Below are 6,056 nucleotides of genomic sequence, written 5' to 3' on the forward strand. Positions count from 1 at the left end.
TGCATTTCGATTTGTCATTTATCTCATTTGTTTTTTTTGTTCGATGAATATATCTCATCTAGCTTATATTTGTTTTGGTATTCGATGAATATATCTCATCTAGTTTATATTTTGTTTTGGTATTCGATGAATATATCTCATCTAGCTTATATTTGTTTTGGTATTCGATGAATATATCTCATCTAGTTTATATTTTGTTTTGGTATTCGATGAATATATCTCATCTAGCTTATATTTGTTTTGGTATTCGATGAATCTACACTTCGTTACGATTTTCACTTCGTTACGATTTCCCATCTCCCATTTCCCATTTCCCATTTCCCATCTCCCATCTCCCATCTCCCTTTTCCATTAAGAAATATAATTCCAAATACTCGTATTCTGATTCAAGCGATGTAATTTCTCTTTAATTTTACTATTATCGGGTTGTTCTAGTGTGGGGTCTTCTTTGAGTAACTGGATGGCTTGATGTCGGGCGTAGTGTAAAATCTCCTGATCCTGTACAATATCGGCAATTTTTAGTGGGAGTGTACCACTTTGTTGCGTTCCCATAATATTACCAGGGCCACGGAGTTTAAGATCGACTTCGGAAATCTCAAAACCATCATTGGTACGGCACATGGTTTCCATGCGTATTTTACTGTCATTACTCAATTTATCACCTGTCATCAAGATACAGAAACTCTGTTCAGCGCCTCGACCTACACGTCCGCGTAATTGGTGCAATTGCGATAACCCAAAGCGTTCAGCACTTTCAATAATCATGACCGAGGCATTAGGTACATTTACCCCGACTTCAATCACAGTGGTAGCCACCATAATATTAGTTTCCCCTTTGGCAAAGCGATCCATTTCTTTGTCTTTTTCGGCAGGAGTCATCTGGCCATGCACAATACTCACGCTGTATTGTGGAAGAGGGAAGTCTCGTGAAATCCCTTCATAGCCCTCCATTAAGTTCTTGTAATCCAGCGTTTCGCTTTCTTCAATTAGGGGATAAACAATATAGACTTGTCTTCCTTTGGCAATTTCTTGTTTAATGAAGTGCCAAACAGCCAAGCGTTTTCCTTCAAAGTAGTGCATGGTTTGAATGGGTTTACGCCCAGGAGGAAGCTCATCAATCACCGAAATATCCAAATCGCCATATAAGCTCATGGCTAATGTACGGGGAATAGGCGTAGCGGTCATCACTAAAATATGAGGTGGAATGGTATTTTTCTTCCAAAGTTTTGAGCGTTGCTCCACGCCAAATCGGTGTTGTTCATCAATGATAGCCAAGCCTAAGTTTTTGAAGATCACTTTATCTTCAAATAGGGCATGCGTACCGATGAGAATGTGTAAACTGCCCTCTTCTAAGTCCTGGTGAATCACCCGACGTTCTGCTGTTTTTGTAGAGCCCGTAAGTAATTTTACCTGAATCCCTAGCGGAGCAGCCAGTTCTGAAATGCCGATAAAGTGCTGGGTAGCTAAGATTTCAGTTGGCGCAACAATACACGCTTGAAAACCATTGTCTAAAGCAAATAGCGTGCTGATAAAGGCAACAATCGTCTTTCCAGATCCAACATCCCCTTGGAGGAGACGATTCATCTGAGCAGGTGCACCTACGTCATTGCGGATTTCTTTGATTACCCTTTTCTGTGCATTGGTCAAAGGAAAGGGGAGGTGATGGCTGTAAAACGTATTGAAATACTCCCCAATATGTGTAAAAGGAAATCCTTGAATCTTGCCTTTACGCGCAATATTTTTAATTAAGAGTTGCATCTGAATGTAAAACAACTCTTCGAATTTTAATCGAAATTGAGCCTTGTTCAGCTCATCTGGATTTTTGGGAAAATGAATATTCACCATCGCTTGATTCATCGGCATTAACCCCAATTTACTGCGCAGAGATTCCGGCAGGGAATCGCGAAATAAAGGATAGGTTTCCTGTACCAATTGATGCAGAAGCTTATTCATTGCTTTATTGGTGATACGCGCACCCAATTTTTCCGTCGATGGATACACCGCTTGCATGGTTGAAGCCAAATTATTTTGGTGTTCTTCCAGGGTTTCCATTTCAGGGTGAGGCATGGAATAGGTATAGTTAAAGTGATTCAGCTTGCCAAAAATAACATAAGGCATATTGAGCTTTAAATTCTCTTTGATCCATTTGAATCCCTGAAACCAAACAAGCTCCAATTGACCCGTTCCGTCTGTAAAAGTAGCTACTAAGCGTGTTCCTCTTTTTTGTTCCACCGTTTTAAGGTGAATAATTTTACCGATAAGCTGAACTTCTGCTAAGGTAGTTGTCAGTTCATTGACCTTATAATAACGCGTGCGATCAATATATCGATTGGGGTATAGATGTAGTAAATCACTGTACTTAAAAATACCTAGTTCTTTTTTGAGTAAGTCACCGCGTTGAGGGCCAACTCCTTTCAAGTATTCAATAGGGGTGTCAAGTAAGTTATTGTACATGGTTTAAATCAAATCTAATTAAAAGCCTAAGATACGGGTTTTTCACAGAATACATCAAGGAGTTTTTGAGAGAAACCTTCGCAAGTTTAAGGTGATTTTTTGCTTTTGTTGTGTTTTTCGATTGCTTATGTTTTACAAAAAATAGACAACAGGTAAAATACGTCGTTTCTCTTTTTTTTAAAATTTATCAGGAGACATGTAGGAATTGTCAATATGAAAGTTGTGAAGAACCTACGCATAGGTGGAGTTATGAACCTTCGGTATATCGCGTGAGTGTACCAAGAAAGAGGTGAGCAATCACTTGCTCAATTTAGCGCTTACCTATAAATTAAAGTTGAACAAGAAGTAAAAAAAGGCCCGTTGTTTTTTCCTGAACTTCACAAGAAGTTAACAAGGGGAATTGGCATATTTCGGTTATTTGGCGTATTTTAGAAGGATACTTAACGTAGATTAAGTGAGAAGGTGAAAAAACAGGTGTATTTTTACCACTATAGAAAATAAACGTATAAAACCTGATAGATTATGTCAAATGTAGATTTAGTTATTGAAGAAAGAGCTGCGAGTATAGGTAATTTTTTAGTGGGGCGATTACTGCCCTTTCGCCAAAAGAGAACAGTAGGTCCGTTTGCTTTTATTGATCACATGGGCCCAGTAGCGGTAAAAGATCACGATAATTTAGACGTTGACCCTCATCCTCATATTGGTTTATCTACATTGACCTACCTCTTTGAGGGGTCTATTATGCATAGAGATAGCTTGGGAAGCCATGTTGAGATCACACCTGGAGCGGTAAACTGGATGACAGCCGGACGTGGCGTAGTACATTCTGAACGCATGCCTGTCAATGTTCGTCAAGAACGACCAGATATGGTCATGCACGGCTTGCAAATTTGGATCGCCCTACCCAAAGAACTCGAAGAAATTGAACCATCCTTTGTCCATATTGAAGCCAAGGAATTGCCAAGTTGGCAAGAAAATGGGGTGGACTATAAACTAATTGCTGGAAAAGCCTTAGGTTATGAATCCCCTGTTCCGGTACACAGCCCTTTATATTATATCGAAATAAAATCCAAAGATGCAGCTAAAATAAATATTGGCGCAGGCTTATTTGGAGAATCAGCCTTGTATATCCTTGAAGGGGAAGTGAAAAGTGGCGAACATACCTATGGTAATAAGAATATCCTCATTGCCAATGACAGTACGCTATGTGAATTTGAAATGGCTCCCAATACAACAGTATACATCTTTGGCGGTGATCCACTGCCAGAAGAACGCTACATCCTCTGGAACTTTGTGTCCCATGATGTCAATCGCCTCGAAAAAGCCAAACAAGATTGGATTGATCAAAATTATGAGGCCTTTCCACGAATTGAAGGAGATGATACAAGCTATGTCCCTTTCCCAGAAGGAATGAAAAATTTTAGAACTAAAACGAGTGACTCATCAAAATAAAACTATGGAAGTAAAAGTAACGGCCACTTTAGGCACAACCTTATATCAAACAGAAGTAAAAGCAGGAAAACACAGGATCATTAGCGATGAACCGACCGATTTAGGAGGTGGAGATACAGGATTAAATCCATTTGAATTATTAGCCTCTTCATTGGCTAGCTGTACAGCAGCAACCTTGCGCATGTATATGGATATGAAAAAATGGGCGGTCGAGCAAATTGTAGTAACGGTTGAAATGGAAGACGATAAACCCAATAAGATAGCGAACTTTAACCGAACTATTCAGTTTATAGGCGGAAACCTAGACGAAGATCAGCAAAAACGCCTCTTGACAATTGCAGAAAAATGTCCAGTTCACCGAATAATAACGGGTAATGTTGCCATTGCAACAGCCATAAACAACTAAGTACACATGGAAATAAAACACGAACAAACCCCAACCAAAGGTGCTTTTACCGCTTGGATTGACGGAAAAAAAGCAGGAGAAATGACCTATAGCGTGGCTGGTGACTCGATGATTATTGTCGATGCCACCCATGTAGATGAAGCATTTAAAGGACAAGGGGTAGGCGGAAAGCTATTACACGAAGGCGTAATTCCCTTTGCCAAAGAAAAAAAAGTCAAAGTAATGCCCTTGTGCCCTTTTGCTAAAGCGATGTTTGATAGACATCCAGAGCTGGCAGATTTGCGTGCATAACTAAGGAAGTAGTAATAATAATTGATAGAAAAGACTTAGTAGACAAAATAAGGAGACAAGACCCTCCTTTGTCTGCTAAGTTTTTTTACCTTTGTATGAAGTTTAACTGCTATAAATATTGCTTTATGAATGAAAAAACATCCTTTGGTTTATGTTCAACAATAGAAGTACCTTTTGCTATTCAAGCGATGGGGAGTTGTTGGTCAAAGAAGGGCTTATTAGTAGCAAACTATGTATGTACAGATGCTGAAGACCCGACTACATTTGAATTGGTGTATACTTTAATCGATGAAGAGGGCAATAGACGAGAAATCGTCGAATCAGAAGGTGTCCTACCTACGTTGTTCTTAAATCCTATGGCGACAAACTTTGTTGCAGTACTTGAGGATAAAGACGAGACAGCCGCTCGACAAATTCTACCCATTTTTAAACGCGATAAAACAGGGCATTTCTGTTTTGATAAAGATTTAGCGGGACGATTTGTAGGGTGTACAAAGGCATCTACCATCTTTTATGAAGTAGATATCTGGAAAGAAAGTAAACAAGACGTGATGACCTGTCTGACTTTTCAAGAAAACGATATTTTAGGTGGAAAACAAATTACCGTTCCCATGCCAAAAGGAAATAAGGTATGGGTGCAAAATAATGAAATACACCTCATAACTGAAGTGGAATCGGGTTGGTTACACCGTCAAATAAATGAAAGCGGACAAGAAGTACGCAGTCGTGTGTTGGAATTTGATTTTCCTTTTGTACACGAGGCACTCTCGTTGTCTTTTGATACAAAATCCTACTTGTTATGTGAAGAAAATGGCGAAATTGGCTTGGTTGAAATTGACGAACAAGGCAATTGTCTCTATGGTGAATTGTACAACCTAGGGGATGAGTTCTTCGGAACTTGGCACCCACAACAGGTAAATGAGGAAACAACAGCTGTACAATTTACAACCGAACACGGTAATGGTTGGCTCGTAATCCGCCAAGATCAACTGGTGGAATTGGTGTACAACAAAAATAAAAGCGGGTATAAAAATTTGCTTTCTGGTGAGGTGTTTACCTTGGAAACAAATGATTTAGCCGTTTCTTCTATTAGCCCCATCACAGCAAATAAAATAGGTATTGTGTTTCATCCTCGTAAAGCTAGAAAGGAAAAGTACCAGAAGGTTTATGTGTTGCAACACGAGATATAGGGGGGGGACAGTTAACCTTGACGGTTTTCTCTTCTTGTGGTGTTACTTGCAGGCGGGATCTCACTGAATTTCTATTTGTTTTGGTGTTCGATGAATCTACGCTACGCTTCGATTTATCTCACTTAGTTAATATTTATTTTAGTGTTCGATGAATCTACGCTTCGCTACGATTTGTTCGTTGTGCGGTTTATCTCACTTAGTTAATATTTATTTTAGTGTTCGATGAATCTACGCTTCGCTACGATTTGTTCGTTGTGCGGTTT

The 6,056-nt window shown here is 39.3% G+C and carries 5 protein-coding genes; 4 read left to right on the top strand and 1 reads right to left on the bottom strand.

The genetic code is table 11. The annotated features are described in order from the left end of the window. Positions 1–351 precede the first annotated feature (351 nt). Positions 352–2,454, bottom strand: coding sequence for an ATP-dependent DNA helicase RecG (gene recG / locus ACPDHL_RS10490; RefSeq protein WP_430532720.1), 2,103 nt, complete (start codon positions 2,452–2,454; stop codon positions 352–354). A 522-nt stretch (positions 2,455–2,976) separates the two neighbouring features. Between recG and ACPDHL_RS10495 the strand changes: the two genes are divergently transcribed. The 4 genes from ACPDHL_RS10495 (at position 2,977) to ACPDHL_RS10510 (ending at position 5,793) form a co-directional block, all read left to right on the top strand. Then, positions 2,977–3,906 (top strand): pirin family protein, encoded by a 930-nt coding sequence (locus tag ACPDHL_RS10495; protein ID WP_430532721.1) that lies wholly within the window; start codon positions 2,977–2,979, stop codon positions 3,904–3,906. A gap of 4 nt (positions 3,907–3,910) precedes the next feature. Next, positions 3,911–4,312 (top strand): OsmC family protein, encoded by a 402-nt coding sequence (locus ACPDHL_RS10500; RefSeq protein ID WP_430532722.1) that lies wholly within the window; start codon positions 3,911–3,913, stop codon positions 4,310–4,312. Positions 4,313–4,318: 6 nt separating this feature from the next. Then, positions 4,319–4,603: a GNAT family N-acetyltransferase gene (locus ACPDHL_RS10505; protein ID WP_430532723.1), complete on the top strand. Its 285-nt coding sequence runs from the start codon at positions 4,319–4,321 to the stop codon at positions 4,601–4,603. A 125-nt stretch (positions 4,604–4,728) separates the two neighbouring features. Continuing rightward, the gene (locus tag ACPDHL_RS10510) at positions 4,729–5,793 is read left to right on the top strand and encodes a hypothetical protein (RefSeq protein ID WP_430532724.1); all 1,065 of its coding nucleotides are present in this window, start codon (positions 4,729–4,731) and stop codon (positions 5,791–5,793) included. Positions 5,794–6,056 lie beyond the last annotated feature (263 nt).

The sequence above is a fragment of the Myroides sp. C15-4 genome (genome assembly GCF_050522745.1).
In the GTDB taxonomy this organism is placed as follows: Bacteria; Bacteroidota; Bacteroidia; order Flavobacteriales; family Flavobacteriaceae; genus Flavobacterium.

What these genes read in the sequence shown, in the direction of transcription:
- recG (WP_430532720.1), bottom strand. Translation starts at nt 2,454, where the DNA reads ATGTACAATAACTTACTTGACACCCCTATTGAATACTTGAAAGGAGTT.
- ACPDHL_RS10495 (WP_430532721.1), top strand. Translation starts at nt 2,977, where the DNA reads ATGTCAAATGTAGATTTAGTTATTGAAGAAAGAGCTGCGAGTATAGGT.
- ACPDHL_RS10500 (WP_430532722.1), top strand. Translation starts at nt 3,911, where the DNA reads ATGGAAGTAAAAGTAACGGCCACTTTAGGCACAACCTTATATCAAACA.
- ACPDHL_RS10505 (WP_430532723.1), top strand. Translation starts at nt 4,319, where the DNA reads ATGGAAATAAAACACGAACAAACCCCAACCAAAGGTGCTTTTACCGCT.
- ACPDHL_RS10510 (WP_430532724.1), top strand. Translation starts at nt 4,729, where the DNA reads ATGAATGAAAAAACATCCTTTGGTTTATGTTCAACAATAGAAGTACCT.